This is a genomic window from Faecalibacterium sp. HTF-F (assembly GCF_023347535.1).
In the GTDB taxonomy this organism is placed as follows: domain Bacteria; phylum Bacillota; class Clostridia; order Oscillospirales; family Ruminococcaceae; genus Faecalibacterium; species Faecalibacterium wellingii.
Map to the genome: position 1 here is coordinate 300,781 of NZ_CP094473.1, position 21,530 is coordinate 322,310.

The following is a 21,530-nucleotide window of genomic DNA, read 5'->3' on the forward strand; positions in this document are numbered from 1 at the left end:
GGGAAAACAAGGTATGTTCAAGAATCCGTCATTTCTTTTTGATATTATATGCACTGTAGTATGGGTGATCCTGATGGTGCGCTATGCGCGCAAGGGCTTCCTTGCGTCCATGGTGGGGCTGGTGGGCAATCTGCTCAGCCTGCTGGGTGCCCACCAGCTTTCCGCCGCCTGTGCCGGATGGGTGTTCGAGCACATGCTGGCCGGCGGCTTCCGCACCCAGATCGCCGCCAGCATCGCCGCAGGCGGTGCGGTGGACCTTTCCGGCATTGCAGAAAAGTACGCAGGCTTTCTGCCCGCCAGCTTCCGCGCGTCCATCGTGGCGGCCTGCGAGCGCTCCATTGGGGCCGTTCTGGCCGACAATGCCGTGGTGCTGGCCGATTCCATTGTGGAGAATGTGCTGCAGCCCCTGCTCACCCCGGTGATCACACTGGTGCTGTTCTTCCTGTTCTACGCGCTTCTGCGCCTGCTGGTGAGTATGCTGGTCACGGTGCTGGGCCTTGTGAACAAGCTGCCGGTCATCGGCACGGTGAACCGCGGCCTTGGCTGGCTGGTGGGAGCCGGTACGGCACTGCTGGATGTCTATCTGGTGCTGTGCATCCTGTGGGGCCTCATCGTGATCACAGGCGGCAGCCTGAATGTGCTTAACGATACGGTGATGAGCACGAGCCTTTACTACAAAATCTTCAATCTCTTCAACCCTTTCCTGTAAAGGGTTTTGAATAAAGGAGGAACTATGCTCTGTATTCGATGCCAGAAACGTCCGGCGATCATCTTCATCCAGCGGATGGATGGCGGTCAGATGAAGCAGGAGGGCTACTGCCTGCACTGCGCACGGGAACTGCACATCAAGCCGGTGGATGATCTGATGAAGCAATTCGGCATGTCGGATCAGGACCTCGATAACATGGAGAGCCGCATGGAAAGCATGATGGAGGAAATGGGGGACTCGAACCCGCTCTCCATGATGATGAACATGGCAAACGGCGGCGAGGACGCCGACCCGGACAGCATGGACGAGGATCTTGTGCCCGGCAGCAATGCCACCTTCCCGCTGGGCTTTACCAGCAGCGATAAAAAGGAAGGCGATAAAAAGACCGACCGCAGGAACGGCAAAAAGCCGCCCAAGCGCAAATTTCTGGATACCTATTGCGAGAATCTGACCCGCAAGGCCCGGGAAGGAAAGCTGGACGATATCATTGGCCGCGACCGCGAAATTTACCGCACCATCCAGATTTTGAGCCGCCGCCAGAAGAACAACCCCTGCCTCATCGGCGAAGCCGGTGTGGGCAAGACCGCCATTGCCGAGGGCATTGCGGAGCGCATCGCAAAGGGAAATGTGCCCATCGGCCTGAAGGATAAGGAGATCTATCTGCTGGACCTCACCAGCCTTGTGGCAGGCACCCAGTTCCGCGGCCAGTTCGAGCAGCGGGTCAAGGGTCTGCTGAGCGAGGTAAAGGCTGCGGGCAATGTGATTTTGTTCATCGACGAGATCCACACCATCACCTCGGCCGGTGAGAGCGAGGGCGCCATGAACGCGGGCAACATCTTAAAGCCCGCCCTCTCCCGCGGAGAAATTCAGGTCATCGGTGCCACCACCTTCAACGAGTACCGCAAGTACATTGAAAAGGATCAGGCGCTGGAGCGCCGCTTCCAGCCCGTGCGGGTGGAGGAGCCCAGCGTTGCCGACACGTTGGCCGTGATGAACGGCATCAAGCGCTACTACGAGCAGCACCATCATGTTCAGGTGCCGGCCGATGTGCTTTCGGCCACCGTCACCCTGAGCGAACGGTATATCACCGACCGCTTCCTGCCCGATAAGGCCATCGACCTGCTGGACGAAGCTTGTGCCTGCTGCAATCTGGCCCATCCGGTCATTTCCGAGTATCTGGGGATGCAGAAGGAGCTGGATGCCCTGAAGCAGGAAGAGGCCGAGATGGAGAATGCGGACGTCAATGAGCCCATCGACTACGAGCGTGTGGCAGAGCGCAAGACCCGCATCGCCAAGCTGGAGGCAGAGCTGCCCGCAAAGCAGGCCGCCGCCAGCGAGATCCAGGTGACCATGGACGATGTGGCCAAGGTCATCGAGCTGTGGACCGGCATCCCGGCGGTGAAAATCCGCGAGACCGAGTTCGCGAAGCTGGCAAACCTTGAGAGTGAGCTGAAAAAGAAGATCATCGGGCAGGACGAGGCCGTGCATCTGGTGGCGCAGGCCATCAAGCGCAGCCGCGCCGACCTTTCGGGCCGCCGCCGTCCCGCAAGCTTTATCTTTGTGGGCCCCACCGGCGTGGGCAAGACCGAGCTGGTCAAGCAGCTGGCAAATCAGCTGTTCGATGGCCCCGATCCGCTCATCCGTCTGGACATGAGCGAGTATATGGAAAAATACGCGGTGTCCCGCATGATCGGTTCGCCTCCGGGCTATGTGGGCTACGAGGAGGCCGGTCAGCTCACCGAGAAGGTGCGCCGCCGCCCCTACAGCGTGGTGCTGTTCGACGAGATCGAAAAGGCACACCCGGATGTGATGAACATTCTGCTGCAGATTTTGGACGAGGGCAAGATCAACGATGCGCAGGGCCGCACGGTAGACTTCTCCAACACGGTCATCTGCATGACCTCCAACGCCGGCAGCAGCGACCAGAGCACCGGCGGGCTTGGTTTCAACAAGAGCGAGGAACAGCTCAGCGAGGAAAAAACCCGCAAGGCGCTGGCCCAGTTCCTGCGGCCGGAGTTCCTTGGCCGCGTGGACGAAGTGATCGCCTTCAAGCCTTTGACGGAACAGACCCTGCAGGGCATTGCGGCCCTGATGCTGGACGAGTATAAGCCCGGCATGGAGGCCAAGGGCATCGCTTACAGCTACACCCCGGCAGCGCTCAAGACACTGGTGCAAAAGAGTCAGGGCGGCAAGTTCGGCGCCCGCGACCTGCGCCGCGTGATCCGCAAGGCGGTGGAAGACCCCGCCGCCGAGCGCCTGATCGACGGCAGCCTTGCTTCCGGCAGCACCCTTGTGGTGGATGCCGATGAAAACGGCGAAATTATCTTGAAGTAAACAAAAAAGCCCCTGCATCCGTTTTGGAATGCAGGGGCTTTTCCGCTGTTTGGCGCTGTACGGCAAACTGGAATTTTTGTTATTCTACGATACCTTCAATATAGCTGTAATCAATATTTCCCTTTGTAACAGAATAGAAAAATGGATCTTTTCTAATTGTATCATCTGAATTGATAATAAAATTATTCCAATCGCCTGCCTCGTTGCCATCAGACAAATAAATAGTAACTTTGAAACTATATCCCATATATCCCAAAGACGGCTTTGACCGCTTTAATTCGACGCCATTCAAATTTTCGACAATATGCTGAATCTGCTCTTTGTCGGTAATATGTGTTGCGTTTCCGCTATTGCCATTGAAAACAACTATTTCCATGACCTCATTAGGGTCTAAGTCCATCAAGTCGAGTGGAATATTAAACCATACAACAATGCCCATCAAAAGAATTATCACAACAGACAGCAATAGGATGATTTTCTTTTTCATATCAGCTCAACTCCTTTGTCAACTTTCGATTTGTTGAATCAAGTATAGCATGTTGCGAACAAAAGGAAAAGGGTTAGATGTGAATGCATGATGTTATCCCGCATTGACAAAACAGCGCAGAATCAGTACAATAAAACATAGCTATCCGCAAATTTTTTGCATGAGAATAAAGGAGCGTTTTTCTATGCCGAGCAATAAAGTCCGCACCCGTTTTGCGCCGTCGCCCACGGGTTATATGCACGTTGGCAACCTGCGCACTGCCCTGTACACCTACCTGATGGCAAAGCACGAGGACGGCACCTTCATCCTGCGCATCGAGGATACCGATCAGGGCCGCTATGTCGAGGGTGCGGTGGATGTCATCTACAACACCCTGCGGGAGACCGGCCTGCTGTGGGACGAAGGCCCGGACATCGGCGGCCCCGTGGGCCCCTATGTGCAGAGCGAGCGCATGGGCATGTTCAAGCAGTATGCCGAGCAGCTGGTGGCCGAGGGCAAGGCATATTATTGCTTCTGCACCGAGGAGCGTCTGGAAGCCCTGCATGCTGAGCAGCGCGCCAACGGTGAGATGACCCACTACGACGGCTGCTGCCGCGACCTGCCCAAGGAGGAAGTGGAAAAGCGCCTTGCCGCCGGGGAACCCTATGTTATCCGCCAGAAGATCCCCCGCGAGGGCGTGACCGGCTTTGACGATGTGGTGTACGGCCACATCGAGGTGAACAACAGCGAGATGGACGACCAGATCCTCATCAAGACCGACGGCATGCCCACCTATAACTTTGCCAACGTGGTGGACGACCACCTCATGGGCATCACCCACGTCATCCGCGGCAGCGAGTATCTGTCTTCCACCCCCAAGTACAACCTGCTGTATCAGGCCTTTGGCTGGGAGATCCCCACCTACATCCACTGCCCGCCGGTCATGAAGGACGCCCAGAACAAGCTGTCCAAGCGCAACGGCGACGCCAGCTATCAGGATCTGGTGGCAAAGGGCTACCTGACTGAGGCCGTGCTGAACTACATCTGCCTGCTGGGCTGGAGCCCCAAGGGCGAGTATGCCGAGCAGGAGATCTTCTCCCTGCCGGAGCTGGTCAAGATCTGGTCTCCGGACGGCATCTCCAAGTCTCCCGCCATTTTTGACCCCCTCAAGCTGCGGGCCATCAACGCGGAATATATCCGCCGCCTGTCTCCCGAGGAGTTCCAGAAGAAGGCGGAGCCGTGGATCGACAGCGCTGTGCACACCTCCATCGACAAAAAGCTGTTGTGTGCAAACCTGCAGCCCCGCTGCGAGGTGCTGGGCGAGATCCCCGAGCAGCTGGATTTCTTTGACGTCATGCCGGAGTATGATGTGAGCCTGTATGCCAACAAAAAGCAGAAGACCACCCCGGAAACGGCGAAGGAGGCACTGGAAGCCCTGCTGCCGGTGCTGAGCGATGAGGCGCTGGATTTTGGCAATCGCGATGCCGTTTTTGATGCCTGCAAGGCCAAGGCTGAAGAGCTGGGCAAAAAGAACGGCTGGCTGCTCTACCCGCTGGGCATTGCCCTGTCCGGCAAACAGCGCACCCCCGGCGGCGGCACCGACCTTGCCTGCATGATGGGCCGTGAGACCACCCTTGCCCGCGTCAATGCGGCAATTGAAAAGCTGAACGGTTAAGCATAAGTACAGAGATCTGGGAGGTGGAACCTATGATGTACCCGTTTATGACATTGGATGACGATACCGAGATCGTGCATTCCGAGATGAAGCCCGATGGCCGGGTAAAGGTGTACCTTGAAAAACCGGATGCAGAAGATTGTTTCCACTCAGCAGTGTGCTGGCTGCCGGGTTATGACTGGCAGGAGGTACACGGCTTCACGCCCGAGGAGATCGTGCGGTATCAGAAGATCGTGGAGTCTACCGCGCATCTGATCTTGCGGTTCTCCCAAGAAGGAGGCGTGGAAAATGCCGCAGGTTTTTAAGGTTGGTTCCTACTGGGTCTATTTCTGGGCCAACGAGAATGAGCCATTGGAGCCAATCCATGTGCACGTTGCGCAGGGCGCACCCAACAGCAACGCCACGAAGATCTGGATCACCAAGGCGGGCGGCTGCTATCTGTGCAATAATAACTCCCAGATCCCACCCCGGGTGCTGCGTAACATTATGGCGGTTATTGAGGCCCGCAGCGGCGAAGTGATCGAAAAATGGACAGCCTTTTTTGGCGAGATCCGCTATTTCTGCTGAACAACTGAAAATCCTCCCAAAGCCCTGCGGCAAAATGACAGCCGCAGGGCTTTTTTGCGTCTTTGGGCCGGTTTGCGGCAGAACACTGCACTGCGCTAAAAATCGCCGCCGCCCCGCGCTACAGTATATGCAGAAAGCGCGGGGCACAGAACAACAGGACCCCGCCGGAAAGCGGGGAGTTTTTATGACAGAGCGGATGGGTCTGGTAACAGCAGGGCGGCAGGACGGGCGTTCGGCGGCATTGGCACGGCGGGCAGAGCTGCGCCCGGCAGCCCGCAGGCTGGCGGCGGTGGCAGTGGGATTTGCAGGCGGCTGGGCCGTTCTGTACGGTGCACTGATGCCCTTTGGTCTGGGCTTTGTGTTGGGCTTTGCAGAGGACTGCTTTGCCCCCTGCGCGGCAGGTGCGGCGCTGGGGATGCTGTTGCACGGGTTTGGCGCACTCTCGCTGCGCAGCGTCTGTATGCTGTGCGCATTGAGCGCTGCAGTGGCGGCACGGTGGATGGGAACCAGAAAGCTGGCTCCGGCTGCGCTGGCGGGCTGCGGCACGCTGGTCGGAATGGCGCTGTGCTTTGCCTTTGGCGGAGATGGGACGGAGCTGGTGCTCTACAGTGCGGCAGATGCCCTGCTGGCTGCAGCCATCGGGTTCTGTCTGCGGCAGTTCGCACCCGAAAAGCCGGGTGCAGGGATGCTTCTGGTAGGGGTTGCAGCGGCAGCGGCGCTGGGCAGTGTGCAGCTGTGGCAGCTGCAGCCGGGGGTCATTGCCTGCGCGGCACTGGAGCTGTACCTGTGCAGTAAGGCGCAGGTCAAGGCGGCCCTTGCCGCCAGCGCGGTGCTGGGGGCAGCCCTGTGCGCCGCAGACCCTGCCCTCAGTTTTGCGGCGGCGGGCCTTGCCTGTGCCACGGTGGCGGCAGCCGTGCTGGCACCCGGGCGGCGGATGGAAGCGGCCGCGGCTTATGCGGGCGGCTGCGTGACCGGCGCACTCTGTGTCCAGCCGCCCGGAAGTGCGTTCCAGTACCTGCTGAACGTCTGCATCGGCATCACGGCGACGGCATTGATGCCGGCGCGGTGGCTCGTGCCGGAGCCGGAGGACAAGACACCGCCCCGGCAGGCACAGCGCCCGCAGTACAGCGCTGCCGCTACCCGGCTGGAACAGGTATCCCAGAGTCTTGCATCGCTGGCCGAGACCGTGAACGATGTCTACGACACGCTGCCGCACCGGCGTGAAAATTTCCGGTGGGTGATCGACAACACGCATGATACCCTCTGTTTTAATTGTGGGCGGCGGGATACCTGCTGGAAACAGGAGTATGCCGCCACGCTGGAGGGAATGGAGGCACTGCGCCCGCTGCTGGAGCAGAACGGCGGGCTGGAAACCGCCCAATTGCCCGGGCAATTATCCCGCTGCATTCACCCGGCGGCGCTGTGTGCGGCCGCAAGCCGCTCCTTTGCGCTGTACCGCAGCCGCAGGGAGGCCCGCCTGCACGCGGAAGCCATGCGCACCGCCCTGACCGAGCAATACAGCGCGGTGGCCGAAGCGCTGGGCGTGTTGGGAGAACAGCTGGGCCGTCCGGGCGACCCGGAACCCTATAAATCCGGCCGGGTGGCGGACTTTTTTGCGCAGCTTGGCACTCCGCCGCAGGAGTGTGCCGTCACGCTGGATGATCTGGGCCGCACCCATGCGGCGGTCACGCTGCCGCGCACCCGCTTCTCGGCGCAGGAGCTGGCCGCGCTGGCCGGGGAAGTGGGCCGCATCTGCCGCCGCACGCTGGAAGTGCCGCAGGTGCTTTCCTGCAAGGGAATGACCACCCTGCTGTTCTGTGAAAAGCCTGTGCTGCGGGCGGTGTTCGGCATGGCGGGCGCGGCGGCGCGGGGCAGTATTTCCGGCGATGCGGTGCAGCAGTTCTGCAGCCCGGCAGCGGCGCAGATGATCCTGTGCGACGGCATGGGCACCGGCCGGCCTGCGGCGGTGGACGGAAACCTTGCCGCAGAGCTCACTGCCCGGCTGCTGAAGGCGGGGTTTACTGCGGAGCTGGCGGCAAGGCTGGTCAACGTGGCCCTTGCCCTCAAGAGCGAGGATGAGAGCGGGGCTACGCTGGATCTCATCAGCGTGGACCTTTACACCGGTACGGCAAGGCTCTTCAAGGCCGGGGCAGCGCCGGGGTTCCTTGTGCACGGCGGGCGAGTGCGGGCAGTTGGGGACGCCAGTCTGCCGGTAGGGATCCTGAGCGGGGTGAACGGTCAGAGCCGGGTGGTGCATCTGACGGCCGGGGATTACGCGGTGCTGGTGTCGGACGGCCTTCTGGTGGATGGCCCGGGCTGGGTGGCAAAACAGCTGGAGCTTTCGGCGGCAGCAGGGGAGCCGCCGGAGCAGATCGCAAAGACGCTGGTGGAGACGGCCCGTGTGCGTGCCCAAAAGACCGGCAGGCCGGACGACATCACGGCGGCGGTGCTGCGGCTGGAAAAGTGCTGAGTTCACACAAACTTCGTTGATTTTCGGCAGGGAAGAAGGTATACTATGGAAGCATAGAAACAAAACGGGAGGGCAGAAAGATGCTTACCATTACCGTGGCGCAGGACGGCAGCGGCGATTTTGCTTCGGTGTCCGAAGCAGTGCTGGCCGTGCCATATGACTGCAGGGCAGAGATCCATATCGGGCCGGGTACTTACCGGGAAAAGCTGGTCTGCGAAAAAAAGGACATTGCCCTGCTCGGTGCAGGCATGGACGAGACCCGCATCGTGTGGGGCGACGGCGGCAGGCTGCCGCACCCGGACGGCAGGCCCACCCATACCTTCCGCAGCTACACGGCGTTTTTCAGCGGAGAAGGTCTGCGGGTGGAAAATTTGACCATCGAGAATGATGCCGGTCCCGGGGCCGAGGTGGGTCAGGCTGTGGCGGCTTACGTGGACAGCGCCCGCGCGTTTTTTGCAGATGTGCGGCTGCTGGGTAATCAGGACACCCTGTTCTGCGCCCCTCTGCCGGAGAAGGAGCGGGAGAAGGACGGCTTTCTGGGCCCGCGCGGTCTTGCGCCCCGCCGCCCGACTGCCCAGTATTACCGGCACTGCCAGATCGCAGGGGACATCGATTTTATCTTTGGCGGTGCGGACGCCCTGTTTGAGCAGTGCACCATCCGCACCGTGAACAATCACCTGCCCGCCAGCTATGTCACAGCTCCCTCGGGCCGTGCCGATGGCCTCGGGTTTGTGTTCTGGGACTGCGACTTTGTTTCGGACGACTGCCCGGCGGGCACGGTGTTTCTGGGCAGGCCATGGAGGCCCACCGGAAAGACTGCCGTGCTGGACTGCTGTCTGGGAGCCCACATTGCACCGGAAGGCTTTTCGCCCTGGCAGAGCCGCACCGACTCGGACCTGGCCTGCTTTGCGGAAGCGGGCAGCACCGGTGCGGGCGCAGCAGCGCGCGGTGCATGGGTGAAGCAGCTGGACAGCCAGCAGGCCGAAGAGCTGCTCAGATGTGCGCGGAAGCTTTGCAGACCGGAATAAAAGCAAAAAATATAAAATAAAGTATAAAACGGATTTGAAGGATCTTCTATGAAAAAACTGCCGAATTTTGTCAAATGGCTCATCATTCTGGCGGCACTGGCTGCAATGGGCTGGATGATGTGGGCTGTGAACGATCGTGCCTCCCGGGTGGAAATGCCCGCACCGGATAATACATTCGGAATTTATCGCACAGCAGATTCCAATTCGTAATCGGCCCGTAACAGAAAAACGGCCTGCTGCAGCTGAGCAGCAGGCCGTTTTGGCTTTTCTGGGAGAACTCAGTTCCAGAGCTGGGAGAGCCGGTCCAGCAATGTGTCGGCCGGTGTACTGGCCCGGAGCGAAAGATCGGCCTTTTCCTTCAGGGTCAGGATGCGACGGACGCTCTCGTCAAGCCGTTCCTCGGAGATCCGGCCGGACTCCACGGCGGCAACGACACCGTCAAAGGCTTCCTGCAGGTCGGCAGGGAGCAGAAGGAGATCGGCACCGGCATCCAGAGCGGCAATGGCAGCCTCTGCCGGAGAATAATGGTCGGTGATGGCTTTCATGCCCAGCCCGTCCGTGCAGATCACGCCGGTAAAGCCAAGCTCGCCGCGCAGACGTTCGGTCAGCATCGTGTAGGAAAGCGAGGCCGGCAGGCCGTCCTCGGTGGCGTTGGGGGTTGTGATGTGTGCGGCCATGACCACATCGGCTCCGGCCGCAATGCCGGCCTCAAAGGGCAGCAGTTCCACCGCTTTCATCTCTTCCCATGTCTTTGTGCTGGTGGCAGTCCCGGCATGGCTGTCCTCAAGGGTGTCTCCGTGTCCGGGGAAATGTTTCAGCGTGCAGAGCATCCCGGCTTCATGGAAGCCCTGCACCGCAGCACGGACCATCCCGGCGGTGACGTCCGGGTCGGAGGAAAAGGCGCGGCGGCCGATGACCGGGTTCAGGGGGTTGGAGTTGACATCGGCGACGGGGGCAAGGTCCAGATTGAAGCCGTAAGGCTTCAGGTAGCCGCCGATGGTGCGTCCCATGGTCCTGGCCTGCTCGGGATCGCCGGTGGTGCCGATGGCGGAAGCACTCGGGAATTTCGGCAGGTCGAAGGCAGAGCTGTTTGCCAGACGTGCCACCGGGCCGCCCTCTTCATCCACCGCGACCAGAAGGCTGTTCCCGGCGGAACGCTGAAAATCCCGGATCAGTGCGGTCATCTGGGACTGGCTGGAAATATTGGTGGCAAACAGCACGATACCGCCCACCGGGTAGGAGCGCAGATGCTCCCGCATGGAGCAGGTCAGCTTCATGCCGCCGGAGCGCTGCTCAAAATCCAGCGCTTCCGGCCGCACGGCAAACAGCTGGCCTACCTTTTCCCGCAGAGTCATGGAGGCGAGTGCAACTTCCACTTCATCCGAAGCGGCTCCTGCCGCGGGGGGCATCCCGGCCAGCAGTGCCAGACTGACGATGGCGACCGCCGCTCTTTTCCAAAATTGCTTCATGAAGGCTCCTCCTGCTTTTGACGATATCTTATTCTATCATCTTTTCCCCGGGATTTTCACCGCCTCTGTCTTCCACCGTTTTCTTTTCGTTGGCGGGCAGATCGTTCATGACGAACCAGAATGTGGTGCCCATGCCAATGGCGCTCTGCACGCCAAAGCGGAAGCCGTGCTGCTGGAAGATCGCCTTTGTGATGGAAAGGCCAAGGCCGGTGCCCTGCTTTCCGGCGTCGGAGCGGGAGCGGTAGTACCGGTCGAAGATATAGGGCAGGTCGTCGGCGGCAATGCCGGGGCCGTGATCCTCCACCTCGATCCGCACGCCCTCGGTGCAGCGCTGGGCCCGCAGGATGAAGATGCCGTCTTTGCCGATGTGGTGCATGGCGTTGCCCAAAAGGTTGTGCAGTGCACGCTGCATCATATCCGGGTCGGCGTAGACCGGCAGCTCCTCGTCCGGCAGTTCCAGCTTCAGCTGCCAGCCGTTCTGGGCGCAGATGGCGTCGTAGCGCTCGCTCACCTCGTCACACAGCTGAGCCATGTCAAAGTGCACGCGCTCACATTTTGCCGCGCCGCTGGTCACTTTGCTCAGCTCCATCACGCTGGAGACCAGCGCGGTCAGACGGTCGGTCTCGTCCACGATAATGTTCATCTGTTCATCGCGGTGGGCCTTGTCATCGCCGGTAATGTCGCGCACCGTCTCGGCATAGCCCTTGATGAGGGTCAGCGGGGTGCGCAGGTCGTGGGAAACGTTGGCCAGCAGGTCGCGCTGCATCTGTGAAGAGCGCTGCACCTCGTTTGCCATGTGGTTGAAGTCCTGCGCCAGATCGCCCAGCTCATCGCTGCGGCGGGTGTCCACCTGCACGGCGTAGTTGCCCATTGCCATCTGGCGGGCAGCGCTGGAAAGCTGACGCAGCGGTTTTGTGAACCACTCGCTGAACAGCCACCCTGCCGTCATGGCAAAGGCGAAGATCACGGCTGCTGCCATGGGCAGCACGGTGCTCAGGATCTTGCCTGCCTCGGCCACATGCACAAGACTGGTAGTGACAAGCACGGTGTATTCGCCGCCGGCTGTGTTGCGCCCCACCAGCAGCTGGGCGGAGCCGGACAGCCGCGGCGGGTTCAGGGTCTGCACAAAGCCGCCGGTGGTGCGGCATTTTTTGCGCATGGCCACGGCGGTGGAAACGATCATGTCGTTGTTGGCAGAGTCGGAAAGCAGCGTTTCATGCAGGTTGCAGTAGGACTGGTTCTCGATCTTGTAAATGGTGCGCATGGTGGAATCCGAGATATCCACACAAAAGCTGTTCAGAGAACCGCTGGCGTACAGCTGGGTGGCCAGCCGGTCAAAAAAAGACGTGTTTACAGAAAGCCGGCCAAAGGACCAGGAGGAAAGCGTTTCGTCCTCCGCAAGGGCTTTATCCAGATCTGCCGTGATGTTTTCGGCCTGCGTGGTCAGCTGCTTTTCAATGTGCTTGGTGTACAGCGGTTCCAGCAGCTGGGTGGACAGAAACCACACCAGTGCCAGCAGGAACAGACAGATACAACACAAAAACCACATCAGCTGGCCGCGGATACCGGGAGAGTGATGGTGCCGCATGAACCCTACACTCCTTTATCAGCGCGTTGCGTCGGGGTCGAATTTGTAGCCGATGCCCCACACGGTAGCAATGTAGCTGCGGCACTTGCCCAGATGGCCCCGCAGCATTTTGACATGGGTATCCACCGTGCGGTCCTCGCCGAAGTAGTCGTAGTTCCACACCTTCTGCAGGATCTTTTCACGGCTGAGGGCGATGCCCTTGTTGGAAGCAAGGAACACCAGCAGGTCGAACTCCTTGGGGGTCAGGGCGACCTCCTCGCCGGAAACGCGCACGGTGTGGCTGGCGGTGTCGATGGTCAGTTCGCCGAAGGTCATGGTGTCGGAGGCTGCAGCGGGCTTGGGCATGGTGCGGTTCAGCACCGCTTTCACGCGGGCCACCAGCTCCCGGGGCGAGAACGGCTTGACCACATAGTCGTCTGCACCGCCCTCAAGGCCCGCCAGCTTGTCGTATTCCTCGCCGCGGGCGGTCAGGATGATGACCGGCGTGTTGATGTGACGGGCACGCATCTCCCGCAGGCAGGTCATGCCGTCCATGAACGGCATCATCAGATCCAGAATGACCAGATCAAAGGCCCCGCCGGAAAGCTGCGTCAGCGCAGCAGTGCCGTCAGCGGCCTCTTCACAGATGTAACCGGAATATTGTAAATGTTCACGGATCAGCTCGCGGATACGCGGCTCATCGTCAACGATCAGGATCTTAGCCATAGTACACAGTCCCCTTCCTCGAAAATAGACTTCATCTCTATCATATCATACAGCAAGAATAAAAAAAAGCTGTGAAGTTTGCGTGAACGCTTTTCAAAAAGCATCGGCAGGGCAGCCTGCAGCCCTGCTGTCAGTATACCACAGAAAACCGGCCCTGCACAGCCGGAGTCTGCCGCAGGGGAAAACAAATGCCCTCCCGGAAGGACCGGAAGGGCATCGCTCCGCGGAATGGTCAGGAAAGTCACTCAGCCGCTTCAATGCGCACAAAGCGCGGCTGCACCCTGCCGTCCCGCTCCACGGTCTCACACCACATGGCGGCCGGGCGCACCCAGAGGCCGCGCTCACCGTACAAAGCGCGGTACACCACCATTTCCTCTTCGGTCTCGCTGTGCCGGGCCATGCCCAGCACCTCGTATTCGTTGCCCTTGAAATGCCGGTAGCGGCCCGGCAGAACGTTGTATTTGAATGGTTCCATTTTCATCCTCGATTCCGGTCGTTTGTGCACGATGTTATCACCAAACGGATTATAGCATACTTTCGTGCAGCTAAAAAGCCTTTTGCAGGAAAGATGCGGAAAAAGGTCTGCGGCGGAAATCAACTTTTGATGCTTGACCCAGAGCAAAAGCCTTCACCCCTTGGGGGGAAGGTGGCGCGTAGCGCCGGATGAGGGGTATTTAGAGCAAAATGCTGTTGTCCTGCGCCCTCATCAGTCACCTGCGGTGACAGCTTCCCCCGACCGGGGGAAGCCTTTAGAGGAAAATTGATTTCCTTGAAGGTCTGCGGCGGATGCTTGCACTGCCGCGCCGCAAATGCTATACTGAAACGATAAGGGCAGGCAAACCTGCCAAGACTGCTGACAAACAAAGGAAATAGCCCTATGAGGATCGGACTTGTTGAATTTCTGCTCATCCTTGCCATTGCGTCGCTCACCATCGGGCCGCAGGTGGCATTGTTCGTGGACCGCTGGCTGCGGCGGGCAAACCGCGTCAATGCCAGAGCCGCCCGCCGCCGGGCAGAATATGCCGCGCAGGCGGCTGCCGAGCGGGACGCCCTGCTCAAGCGCTTCCGCACGGCCAGCACGGTGTTTGGCGTGTGCATTCTGCTGGCGCTGGTATATACACTGGTGTTCCGGCCCATCGATACACCGCCGCAGGCGTACGATGCCCCTGCTGTGCGGCAGGATACCGGTGCAGCACAGACGGCCCTTGCAACCGACGATAAGGGCACGCTGGATCTGGGCGGGTATCAGAACGTGGACTGCATCCGCGCCCGGGACGGCCTTGTATATGCTGCGGCCTGCGATGGTGCCGCGCTGAAAAAGTGCAGCAGCGACCTTGTGCGCACCGATGGCGGTCACACGGCGGCGGTGCTGACGGTGGACGGAGAGCTGACCGGCTTTGCCTTTGACGGCAGCGGGGACCTGTGGCTGAGCATCCTCACGCCCGGCGGCGGCAGTCTGTGCCGTGCCGCCCACGACAGCTGGGGCACGGCGGTGGAGCAGGTGGTGACCCAGATCGACGGTGCACCGCTGGGGGCAGTCTCGGCGGTGGAAGCCGCGCCGGACGGCAGGATCTATTTTGCGGTTGCTGCCGCTGCCGGTGCTGCCGACGGGCTGGAGAGCGCTCTGCGCACCGAACTGCTGGCCCACACCGGCACCGGCTGTGTGTATGTGTACGACCCGGCGGCACGCTCGGTGCAGAAGGTGCTGGGCGGCGTGGCCGGTGCTGCCGGTCTGGCGCTGAGTCCGGACGGCAGCACCCTGTATGTCTCCGACCTTGCAAACCGCTGTGTGTGGAGGGTGAGCGCTGACGCGCAGGATCTGACCGCAGGCGGAAAGAACTGCAGCAGCTTGGTCTCCGGCCTGCCGGGGTATCCCGGTGCGCTGGCGATGGACCCGGACGGGACCCTGTACATCGGCTACCGCTGGGCCCGCAGCAGCTGGCTGGAAAAAAATGCAGGCAGCACCCTGCTGCGGGGCATCGCCCTGCGTGCAGGCCGGAATCTGCAGGAGAAGCTGTTCAGCCTGCCTGCGGACGCCCCCTGCACCGAGGTGGTGGACACCGCAGACGGCAGCTGGCAGCGGGTGGTCTCCGGCCGGGGCGCAGGCAGCGTGACGGCCCTGTGCCCGGTGGAAAGCAGGCTGTATCTCGGCCTTGCAGGCAGCGAAAAGGTGCGCAGTGCAAATCTTTGATTTTTGATAAAAAACGAGGTGTTTTTTATGACAGAGGAATTCAAAAAACAGATCGAAACCGAGGCGCGGCAGGCCGTGACAGAGCTGCTGGCGCAGGCTAAGCTGAAAAAAGGGGACGTGTTCGTAGTGGGCTGTTCCTCCAGCGAGATCGTGGGCGGGCACATCGGCAAGGATTCCAGCCTCGAGGCGGCACAGGCCGTGTATGCAGGCGTGGCACCGGTGCTGGCCGAAAACGGCATCTGGCTGGCCGCGCAGTGCTGTGAGCATCTGAACCGCGCCATCATAATTGAGCGGGAAGCCGCCGAAAAATACGGCTGGGAAGAGGTGTGCGTGGTGCCCCGCCCCCATGCAGGCGGCAGCTGGGCCACCACCTGCTGGAAGAAGTTCCGGGAGCCGGTGGCCGTGGAAGAGATCCGCGCCCACGCAGGCATTGATATCGGCGGCACCCTCATCGGGATGCACCTCAGAAGGGTGGCAGTGCCGGTGCGGCTGAGCCTTTCAAAGATCGGCGAAGCCAACATCCTGTGCGCCCGCACCCGCCCGAAGCTCATTGGCGGCGAGCGCGCCAAGTATACCGAGGAGGACTGAGCATCATGGCAGAAAAGAATCTGGAACAGATGAAGGAGGCCGTGGCGGAGATCCGGGAAAAGATGGCTGCTGCCGCCCGTGAAGCAGGCCGCGACCCGGCAGCGGTGCAGCTGTGCGCTGCCTGCAAGACCCGCACTGCACAGATGGTGGCCGCAAGTGCCGCGCTGCCCATCGATGTGTTTGGCGAGAACCATGTGCAGGAGCTGTGCGCAAACTTTGACGCCGGTGCCTACTGCGGTAAGCCCAGCCACTTTATCGGCCATCTGCAGACCAACAAGATCAAAAAGGTGCTGGGCCGCGCCAGCCTCATCCAGAGCGTGGACAGTGAGCATCTGCTGAATGCCATCGAGAAGGAAGCAGCCAGGGCCGGCATCGTGCAGGACGTGCTGCTGGAGGTGAACATCGGCGGGGAGGAGAGCAAGACCGGCGTGGCACCGGAAGCGCTCTGGCCGCTGCTGGATGCCGCTGCCGCACAGGAGCACATCCGGGTCAAGGGGCTGATGGCCATTCCTCCCGTGAACGACGATGATGCCCGCAACCGCCGCTATCTGGCCGAGGTGTACAAGCTGTTCGTACAGGCAGGCGAACGCGGCTATTCCAACGTGTCCATGGAGACCCTCTCCATGGGCATGAGCGGCGACTTTGAAAACGCCATCCGGGAGGGTGCCACCCTCGTGCGCATCGGCACCGCCATCTACGGTGAACGGGATTACAGTAAAAAGTAAGAGAACGAACCCTCTCCGTCATTGCTGCGCAATGCCAGCTCCCCCGAAAGGGGGAGGTTTTGTACAGCTTCCCGAAAGATGCAAAGGCTCCCCCTCTCGGGGGAGCTGGCGAACGAAGTGAGCCTGAGAGGGTTTTACAACAGGAGGAACCATGTCAAAAACCAAGATCAACGACCCCGGGGCGCACCACGCAGGCAGCGGTGCGCTGATCCAGCGGTTTCTGCCCTATCTGGCAAAGTACAAAAAGACCCTGTTTCTGGATCTGTTCTGTGCAGCACTGACCACCCTGTGTGATATCGTGCTGCCCAAGATCATGAGCACCATCACCAACGCCGCCATGGGCGTGGGCATCACCCTGACGGCAGGCATCGTGCTGCGGCTGGCAACGCTCTATTTTGTGCTGCGCATCATCGACGGTGCAGCCAGCTACTACATGTCCAGCATCGGTCATATCATGGGCGTCCACATCGAGACCGACATGCGCCGCGATGCCTTTGACCACCTGCTGAAGCTGGACCACACCTACTACAACAACACCAAGGTGGGCACCATCATGGGCCGCATCACCAACGACCTGTTCGATGTGACCGAGTTTGCCCACCACTGCCCGGAGGAATTTTTCATTGCGGCCATCAAGATCGTGGTGTCCTTTGTCATCCTGTGCCGGGCCAGTGTGCCGCTGACGCTGGCGGTGTTCGCCTGCGTGCCGCTGATGGGGGTGGTATCGGTATACCTGAACGGACGTCTGCGGGCACGGTTCCGCCAGCAGCGCGTGCAGATCGGCGAGCTGAACTCCACCATTGAGGACAGCCTGCTGGGGCAGGGCGTCGTGAAGGCCTTTGCCGCCGAGAATGAGGAACGGGAAAAGTTCGCCAAGGGCAACCGGGAGTTCGAGGAGATCAAGACCCTCGGCTACTACGCCATGGGTGCCTTCAACACCTCCACCCGCCTGTTCGACGGCCTGATGTATCTGGTGGTCATTCTGGCAGGCGGCCTCTCGCTGGTATACGGCAGGATCACCGCCGGTGACATGGTGGCCTATATGCTGTACGTCACCACCCTCATTGCCACCATCCGCCGCATCGTGGAGTTTGCCGAGCAGTTCCAGCGCGGCATGACCGGCATCGAGCGCTTTGCCGAGATCATGGACACCCCGGTGACCATCGGCGACGCCCCGGACGCGGTACCGCTGCAGCCCGGCCCCGGTGACATCCGGTTTGAAAATGTCAGCTTTGAGTACCCGGACGACCACAACAAGGTCCTGCACAACGTCAGTCTGGATATCCGGGCGGGCGAACGGCTGGCGCTGGTCGGCCCCTCGGGCGGCGGCAAGACCACCCTGTGCAACCTCATCCCCCGCTTCTACGAGGTGACCAGCGGCCGCATCCTGATCGACGGGCAGGATATCCGCCATGTCACCCTGAAGAGCCTGCGGCAGGATATCGGCATCGTGCAGCAGGATGTGTACCTGTTCAGCGGCACGGTGGCCCAGAACATCGCCTACGGCAAGCCCGGTGCTACCCGCGAAGAGATCATGGAAGCGGCGCGTCTGGCGGGTGCGGAAAAGTTCATTCTGGCCCTGAAGGACGGCTTCGACACCTATGTGGGTGAGCGCGGCGTCAAGCTCTCCGGCGGGCAGAAGCAGCGCATCGCCATTGCGCGGGTGTTCCTGAAGAACCCGCCCATCCTCATTCTGGACGAGGCCACCAGCGCACTGGACAACGAAAGCGAGATCCTGGTGGGCCAGAGCCTTGAAAAGCTGGCCCATGGCCGCACCACCCTCACCATCGCCCACCGCCTGACCACCATCAAGGACTACGACCGCATCCTTGTGCTGGGCGAAGAGGGCATCGTGGAGTCCGGCACCCATGACCAGCTGCTGGCAAAGCAGGGCGTCTACTACCGCCTGTGGAACCAGCTGCCGGGGGATGAAACGCTGTAAAAAACACATGCATACAAAAAAGCTCTGCCGCAAGCACGGCAGAGCTTTTTGCGTACAGAAGGATCATTCGCCCACGATCAGGCGCACAGAACCATAGATACCGGCATCGTTGCCAAGGATGGCGGGCACGATGGGGGTCTCACGGCAGGACTTGAAGGCATAGACCTTGAAGTGCTCCCGCAGCGGGGCAAACAGCACATCGCCTGCGCGGGACACGCCGCCGCCCACCATGAACATCTCCGGGTCCACGGTGGCGGCAATGGTTGCCAGCGCCATGCCGAGGGTATCGGTCATCTCGTCCACCTCGCGGGCGGCAAGGACATCGCCGCTGCGGGCGGCATCAAACACGTCCTTGGCGGCAAACTCGGTGCCGCGCAGGGTGCAGGGGGTGTCCGGGTTCTCGTCCAGCAGCTTCTTCATGCAGCGCACAACGCCGGTAGCACTGGAATACTGCTCCAGACATCCGTGCTTGCCGCAGCCGCAGGCAGCGGTTTCGTGGCGGTCCACCGTGATGTGGCCGATCTCGCCGCCGGCACCGTGGGTGCCATCAATGACCTTGCCGTTGACGATGACGCCGCCGCCCACGCCGGTGCCCAGTGTGACCATGACCGCGCTGCGGCAGCCCTTGGCTGCACCCATCCAGATCTCGCCCAGAGCAGCCACGTTGGCGTCATTGCCCACCAGGACCCGGATGCCGCCCAGCATGGTGCTCAGCTCTTCGGCTACATTATGCTTGCCCCAGCCGCCGAGGTTTGCGCAGATGATGGGCACGATGCGGCTGTCCAGCACAGGGCCGGGCACGCCCACGCCCACGCCTTCCACCTGAGCGGCGGCAAGGCCTTTTTCCTGCATCTTGCCCTGCACGGCGGCAGCCAGATTTTCCAGAATGTGTTCACCGGCGTTGGAGGTGTCGGTGGGAACTTCCCACTTTTCCAGCAGCTCGCCGGTGGTCTTGAACAGGCCGATCTTAGCGGTGGTGCCGCCCAGATCGATGCCGAATGCGTATTCCTTCATAGTTCATTTACCCCTTCTGCGGCCCGGGGCCGCATTTTTCATTCATACAGCCAGTATAGCACACCCGCTCCGAAAAGAGCAGTGCCGCTGCGGATTTTCATGCAAACAGACGGAAAACGCAGTGGATATTTGGCACAAATGCCAGTACTCACCGCACGGTGTTGGTCAGGCTGCCAATGCCGTCGATCTCGCAGCGCACCGTGTCGCCGGGCTTCAGAAACTGCGGCGGGTCCATGCCCATGCCCACGCCTGCCGGGGTACCGGTGGCAATGATGGTTCCGGCCTTCAGGGTCATGCCCTGGGTCAGCTCGTGAATGACATGGTCGATGTCAAAAATCTGCAGGCCGGTGTTGGAGTCCTGCCGCTTTTCGCCGTTGACAAAGCTGCGGATGCCCATTTTGGGCGGATAGGTGTCGAATTCGTCTGCGGTAACGATGCAGGGGCCCATGGGCGTAAAGCCGTCCAGACTCTTGCCGAAATACCACTGCTTGTGGGCGGTCTGCACATCGCGGGCGGAAACGTCGTTCAGGATGGTGTAGCCGAACACATAGTCCTTCGTCTGCCCGGCGAGTACGTCTCGGGCATCTCTGCCCAGAACCACAGCCAGTTCGCATTCGTAGTCCAGCTTCTGCACAAGGTCGGTGTGGGCTTCAATGAAGCCGCCGTCCGGCACGGCGCGGCTGACCCGCTTGGAAAAATAAATGGCGTCCTGATGCTTTGTGGCAAAGGCATCGGCAGAGTATTTTTCTGCCTCGTCCGAGTGGGCCATGTAGTTGATGCCAAGGCACACCACGTCCTGTGCAGGGCAGGGGATGGGGCTTTGCAGCTGTACGGCATCGACGGGCAGAGCCGGGATGCCTGCAATGGCAAGCTGCAGCCCGGCCCGCACCTGCGGGGTCAGAAAGGGGATGGCGTCGGACAAGGTTTCATAGGAAAGGCCCAGCCAGCTCAGGGGCCAGACCTGTGTGCCGTCGGCAGAAAGAATGGCCGGATCTTCCACGCCGTCCGGCAGGCGGCAGGTAACAAAACGCATGTGGACTCCCTCCCTCAGTGGCGGTAGGCGATGGCGTTCCGGATGCGGTCGGCCTCAGCCTGTCCGGCCAGCTGGCGCACCAGCTCCAGCGCAAAGGGAATGGCACCGCCCAGACCGTAGCTGGTGGTGATATTGCCGTCCACGACGACCTCAGCATCCAGCACCTCGGCACCGGCCAGCTGATCCTGAAAACCGGCGTGAGCCGTGGCCTTTCTGCCTTCCAGCAGGCCCAGCTGTGCCAGCACGCTGGGGGCGGCGCAGATGGCGGCGACCTTTTTGCCCGTCTGTGCAAAGGAAACACAGGTGTCGGTGACAGTCTTGTTGGCGGCAAGGTTTGGGGTGCCGGGGATGCCGCCGGGCAGCACCACCATGTCCACATCCGAGTAATCGATGTCCTCTGCCAGTGCGTCGGCGGTGATGTGCACCTTGTGGCTGCTGGTGATGGCGCGGTTGCCGGTGGCGCTGGCAATGGTCACCTCCACCTTGGCGCGGCGCAGCAGATCGACCACCAGCAGGGCTTCACACTCTTCGGTGCCCTCGGCAAAAAATACAACAGCTTTACTCATAAAAATATCCCTCCTGTGAAGGTTTTCTCCGGAGAAAGGCAGCGCAGGATCCCCGCGCGGCGGGAACCGGCTGCTTCCCGGTCGGATGACAAAAAAACCGCATGCCGCTCCGGGCGGCACGCGGCACAGCTTCTCATTTTTTGGTTTTGCCGGCAGATTTTTCCGCTTCCAGCAGGCTGCGCAGCACGCTGTCGTCGGCACTGAGCACCCGGCTGACCCGGCTGATGATGGCACTGGACGCACCGGTCTTATCCATGATCTCGGTGTAGATGCGTTTGTCCACCAGCATTTCGGCAATGTTGTAGCGCTGCTCCATTGCGCTCAGCTCGGAATAGCTGCACACATCCTGTAAAAAGCGGTAGCACTGTTCCGGGGTCTTGAGCTGCAAAAATGCCTGATACAGACCGGACTGACCGGTAGGATGATCTTTTGCCATGTCGTTCTCCTTCTTTGCAGATGC

At 60.7% G+C, this 21,530-nt stretch carries 21 protein-coding genes; 12 read left to right on the plus strand and 9 right to left on the minus strand.

All coding sequences use genetic code 11. From position 1 onward, the window contains the following. Positions 1 to 13 precede the first annotated feature (13 nt). Both MTP37_RS01445 and MTP37_RS01450 read left to right on the plus strand, forming a co-directional pair. Positions 14 to 709: a hypothetical protein gene (locus tag MTP37_RS01445; protein WP_249237887.1), complete on the plus strand. Its 696-nt coding sequence runs from the start codon at positions 14 to 16 to the stop codon at positions 707 to 709. A 24-nt stretch (positions 710 to 733) separates the two neighbouring features. Next, positions 734 to 3,043 carry an ATP-dependent Clp protease ATP-binding subunit gene (locus tag MTP37_RS01450; protein ID WP_249237888.1) on the plus strand — a complete coding sequence of 770 codons (2,310 nt, stop codon included), beginning with the start codon at positions 734 to 736 and terminating at the stop codon, positions 3,041 to 3,043. Positions 3,044 to 3,122: 79 nt separating this feature from the next. Here the strand turns inward: MTP37_RS01450 and MTP37_RS01455 are convergent, their stop codons facing one another. After that, complete coding sequence (locus MTP37_RS01455; protein ID WP_207698823.1) at positions 3,123 to 3,530, minus strand: hypothetical protein; 408 nt, start codon at positions 3,528 to 3,530, stop codon at positions 3,123 to 3,125. A gap of 184 nt (positions 3,531 to 3,714) precedes the next feature. Here MTP37_RS01455 and gltX point away from each other — a divergent pair, with 184 nt between their 5' ends. From gltX to MTP37_RS01485, 6 genes are all read left to right on the plus strand, one after another. Then, positions 3,715 to 5,184, plus strand: a complete 1,470-nt coding sequence (gene gltX, locus MTP37_RS01460; protein ID WP_256469115.1) for a glutamate--tRNA ligase — start codon at positions 3,715 to 3,717, stop codon at positions 5,182 to 5,184. A 32-nt stretch (positions 5,185 to 5,216) separates the two neighbouring features. Further along, a complete protein-coding gene (locus MTP37_RS01465) occupies positions 5,217 to 5,489 on the plus strand; it encodes a hypothetical protein (protein WP_249237889.1) in 273 nt (90 codons plus the stop codon). Beyond that, a complete protein-coding gene (locus tag MTP37_RS01470) occupies positions 5,473 to 5,751 on the plus strand; it encodes a DUF4160 domain-containing protein (RefSeq protein WP_005921956.1) in 279 nt (92 codons plus the stop codon). The genes MTP37_RS01465 and MTP37_RS01470 overlap by 17 nt, the downstream gene beginning before the upstream one ends. Positions 5,752 to 5,935: 184 nt before the next feature. Beyond that, on the plus strand, positions 5,936 to 8,221 hold the full coding sequence (locus MTP37_RS01475) for a serine/threonine-protein phosphatase (RefSeq protein WP_249237890.1): 2,286 nt from the start codon (positions 5,936 to 5,938) through the stop codon (positions 8,219 to 8,221). Positions 8,222 to 8,301: 80 nt separating this feature from the next. After that, positions 8,302 to 9,249, plus strand: a complete 948-nt coding sequence (locus MTP37_RS01480) for a pectinesterase family protein (RefSeq protein WP_249237891.1) — start codon at positions 8,302 to 8,304, stop codon at positions 9,247 to 9,249. Between the two features lie 48 nt (positions 9,250 to 9,297). After that, on the plus strand, positions 9,298 to 9,459 hold the full coding sequence (locus MTP37_RS01485) for a hypothetical protein (RefSeq protein WP_249237892.1): 162 nt from the start codon (positions 9,298 to 9,300) through the stop codon (positions 9,457 to 9,459). A 68-nt stretch (positions 9,460 to 9,527) separates the two neighbouring features. Here MTP37_RS01485 and MTP37_RS01490 read toward each other — a convergent pair whose 3' ends face one another. The 4 genes from MTP37_RS01490 to MTP37_RS01505 form a co-directional block, all read right to left on the minus strand. Continuing rightward, the gene (locus MTP37_RS01490) at positions 9,528 to 10,718 is read right to left on the minus strand and encodes a glycoside hydrolase family 3 protein (RefSeq protein ID WP_249237893.1); all 1,191 of its coding nucleotides are present in this window, start codon (positions 10,716 to 10,718) and stop codon (positions 9,528 to 9,530) included. 28 nt (positions 10,719 to 10,746) lie between these two features. Then, entirely contained in the window at positions 10,747 to 12,306 is a 1,560-nt protein-coding gene (locus MTP37_RS01495; RefSeq protein ID WP_249237894.1) for a sensor histidine kinase, read from the minus strand. Positions 12,307 to 12,324: 18 nt separating this feature from the next. After that, a complete protein-coding gene (locus MTP37_RS01500; RefSeq protein WP_249237895.1) occupies positions 12,325 to 13,011 on the minus strand; it encodes a response regulator transcription factor in 687 nt (228 codons plus the stop codon). Positions 13,012 to 13,252: 241 nt separating this feature from the next. Continuing rightward, positions 13,253 to 13,486: a DUF1653 domain-containing protein gene (locus MTP37_RS01505; protein ID WP_249237896.1), complete on the minus strand. Its 234-nt coding sequence runs from the start codon at positions 13,484 to 13,486 to the stop codon at positions 13,253 to 13,255. 402 nt (positions 13,487 to 13,888) lie between these two features. Here MTP37_RS01505 and MTP37_RS01510 point away from each other — a divergent pair, with 402 nt between their 5' ends. The 4 genes from MTP37_RS01510 (at position 13,889) to MTP37_RS01525 (ending at position 18,457) form a co-directional block, all read left to right on the plus strand. After that, positions 13,889 to 15,202: an SMP-30/gluconolactonase/LRE family protein gene (locus MTP37_RS01510; protein WP_249237897.1), complete on the plus strand. Its 1,314-nt coding sequence runs from the start codon at positions 13,889 to 13,891 to the stop codon at positions 15,200 to 15,202. 27 nt (positions 15,203 to 15,229) lie between these two features. Next, a complete protein-coding gene (locus MTP37_RS01515; RefSeq protein ID WP_249237898.1) occupies positions 15,230 to 15,790 on the plus strand; it encodes a TIGR01440 family protein in 561 nt (186 codons plus the stop codon). A gap of 5 nt (positions 15,791 to 15,795) precedes the next feature. Further along, positions 15,796 to 16,515: a YggS family pyridoxal phosphate-dependent enzyme gene (locus MTP37_RS01520; protein ID WP_249237899.1), complete on the plus strand. Its 720-nt coding sequence runs from the start codon at positions 15,796 to 15,798 to the stop codon at positions 16,513 to 16,515. Between the two features lie 151 nt (positions 16,516 to 16,666). Next, the gene (locus tag MTP37_RS01525) at positions 16,667 to 18,457 is read left to right on the plus strand and encodes an ABC transporter ATP-binding protein (RefSeq protein ID WP_249237900.1); all 1,791 of its coding nucleotides are present in this window, start codon (positions 16,667 to 16,669) and stop codon (positions 18,455 to 18,457) included. Positions 18,458 to 18,520: 63 nt separating this feature from the next. Here the strand turns inward: MTP37_RS01525 and MTP37_RS01530 are convergent, their stop codons facing one another. The 4 genes from MTP37_RS01530 to MTP37_RS01545 form a co-directional block, all read right to left on the minus strand. Beyond that, entirely contained in the window at positions 18,521 to 19,471 is a 951-nt protein-coding gene (locus MTP37_RS01530) for an ROK family glucokinase (protein WP_249237901.1), read from the minus strand. Between the two features lie 148 nt (positions 19,472 to 19,619). After that, positions 19,620 to 20,504 carry a fumarylacetoacetate hydrolase family protein gene (locus MTP37_RS01535; protein WP_249237902.1) on the minus strand — a complete coding sequence of 295 codons (885 nt, stop codon included), beginning with the start codon at positions 20,502 to 20,504 and terminating at the stop codon, positions 19,620 to 19,622. 14 nt (positions 20,505 to 20,518) lie between these two features. Continuing rightward, positions 20,519 to 21,070, minus strand: coding sequence for a DJ-1 family glyoxalase III (locus tag MTP37_RS01540; protein ID WP_249237903.1), 552 nt, complete (start codon positions 21,068 to 21,070; stop codon positions 20,519 to 20,521). A 133-nt stretch (positions 21,071 to 21,203) separates the two neighbouring features. After that, complete coding sequence (locus MTP37_RS01545; protein ID WP_249237904.1) at positions 21,204 to 21,506, minus strand: YerC/YecD family TrpR-related protein; 303 nt, start codon at positions 21,504 to 21,506, stop codon at positions 21,204 to 21,206. Positions 21,507 to 21,530: the final 24 nt, after the last annotated feature.

Coding starts and splice junctions, on each gene's coding strand:
- MTP37_RS01445 (WP_249237887.1), top strand. CDS start 14: ATGTTCAAGAATCCGTCATTTCTTTTTGATATTATATGCACTGTAGTA.
- MTP37_RS01450 (WP_249237888.1), top strand. CDS start 734: ATGCTCTGTATTCGATGCCAGAAACGTCCGGCGATCATCTTCATCCAG.
- MTP37_RS01455 (WP_207698823.1), bottom strand. CDS start 3,530: ATGAAAAAGAAAATCATCCTATTGCTGTCTGTTGTGATAATTCTTTTG.
- gltX (WP_256469115.1), top strand. CDS start 3,715: ATGCCGAGCAATAAAGTCCGCACCCGTTTTGCGCCGTCGCCCACGGGT.
- MTP37_RS01465 (WP_249237889.1), top strand. CDS start 5,217: ATGATGTACCCGTTTATGACATTGGATGACGATACCGAGATCGTGCAT.
- MTP37_RS01470 (WP_005921956.1), top strand. CDS start 5,473: ATGCCGCAGGTTTTTAAGGTTGGTTCCTACTGGGTCTATTTCTGGGCC.
- MTP37_RS01475 (WP_249237890.1), top strand. CDS start 5,936: ATGACAGAGCGGATGGGTCTGGTAACAGCAGGGCGGCAGGACGGGCGT.
- MTP37_RS01480 (WP_249237891.1), top strand. CDS start 8,302: ATGCTTACCATTACCGTGGCGCAGGACGGCAGCGGCGATTTTGCTTCG.
- MTP37_RS01485 (WP_249237892.1), top strand. CDS start 9,298: ATGAAAAAACTGCCGAATTTTGTCAAATGGCTCATCATTCTGGCGGCA.
- MTP37_RS01490 (WP_249237893.1), bottom strand. CDS start 10,718: ATGAAGCAATTTTGGAAAAGAGCGGCGGTCGCCATCGTCAGTCTGGCA.
- MTP37_RS01495 (WP_249237894.1), bottom strand. CDS start 12,306: ATGCGGCACCATCACTCTCCCGGTATCCGCGGCCAGCTGATGTGGTTT.
- MTP37_RS01500 (WP_249237895.1), bottom strand. CDS start 13,011: ATGGCTAAGATCCTGATCGTTGACGATGAGCCGCGTATCCGCGAGCTG.
- MTP37_RS01505 (WP_249237896.1), bottom strand. CDS start 13,486: ATGGAACCATTCAAATACAACGTTCTGCCGGGCCGCTACCGGCATTTC.
- MTP37_RS01510 (WP_249237897.1), top strand. CDS start 13,889: ATGAGGATCGGACTTGTTGAATTTCTGCTCATCCTTGCCATTGCGTCG.
- MTP37_RS01515 (WP_249237898.1), top strand. CDS start 15,230: ATGACAGAGGAATTCAAAAAACAGATCGAAACCGAGGCGCGGCAGGCC.
- MTP37_RS01520 (WP_249237899.1), top strand. CDS start 15,796: ATGGCAGAAAAGAATCTGGAACAGATGAAGGAGGCCGTGGCGGAGATC.
- MTP37_RS01525 (WP_249237900.1), top strand. CDS start 16,667: ATGTCAAAAACCAAGATCAACGACCCCGGGGCGCACCACGCAGGCAGC.
- MTP37_RS01530 (WP_249237901.1), bottom strand. CDS start 19,471: ATGAAGGAATACGCATTCGGCATCGATCTGGGCGGCACCACCGCTAAG.
- MTP37_RS01535 (WP_249237902.1), bottom strand. CDS start 20,504: ATGCGTTTTGTTACCTGCCGCCTGCCGGACGGCGTGGAAGATCCGGCC.
- MTP37_RS01540 (WP_249237903.1), bottom strand. CDS start 21,070: ATGAGTAAAGCTGTTGTATTTTTTGCCGAGGGCACCGAAGAGTGTGAA.
- MTP37_RS01545 (WP_249237904.1), bottom strand. CDS start 21,506: ATGGCAAAAGATCATCCTACCGGTCAGTCCGGTCTGTATCAGGCATTT.